The sequence below is a fragment of the Campylobacter sp. DY7 genome (genome assembly GCF_057802535.1).
Genome location: NZ_JBYJAU010000061.1, coordinates 1 through 516 on the forward strand (window position 1 = coordinate 1; position 516 = coordinate 516).

The 516-nt window shown below is 71.5% G+C and carries 1 protein-coding gene; it reads left to right on the forward strand.

Going from position 1 to position 516, the window contains the following annotated elements; genetic code table 11:
- Window positions 1-20: 20 nt before the first annotated feature.
- The coding region (gene ruvX, locus AC1B00_RS09715; protein ID WP_488849528.1) for a Holliday junction resolvase RuvX at window positions 21-516 on the forward strand (496 nt) is incomplete at its 3' end.

Consider the following 516-nt stretch of genomic DNA (forward strand, 5'->3'; position numbering starts at 1 on the left):
TGAGCATCCCGGTCCGTCTCGTGGACGAGCGGCTCAGCACCGTCTCCGCGCACGACGTTCTGCGGCAGGCCGGGCGTTCCCAGCGCGAGTCTCGTAGCATTGTGGACCAAGTCGCCGCTGTGGTGCTGCTGCAGCAGGCGCTCGACGCCGCTGACCGCGTGTGCGGGTGCGTGCGCCGGCAGCGGCGTCGAGACCTGCTGCAGGACCGGCTGCGCCACGGTGGGCTCCTCCGGTGCGGGGGCGGTGTTCTCGCCATCGGGGCGGGTGCGCGTGGCGCTGACCGGCTCGGCGATCGTTGTTCCTCCGCCAGCGAAGTGGGGCGGGCGCACCCGCATGGTCACTCCGCGGTAGCGGCCGGCTGCGGGGCGCGTCATCGCGGACATGCCGCTGGTGATGATGCTCAGCAGGTTCCGGCGTGTAGCCGGGATCCTTCCGGCTCCCCACGCTGCTCCCCAGGACACGAAGGCAGCGACAGGGATGTCGACGATCGGAGAGCCAGTCCCCCACACGCTCTGC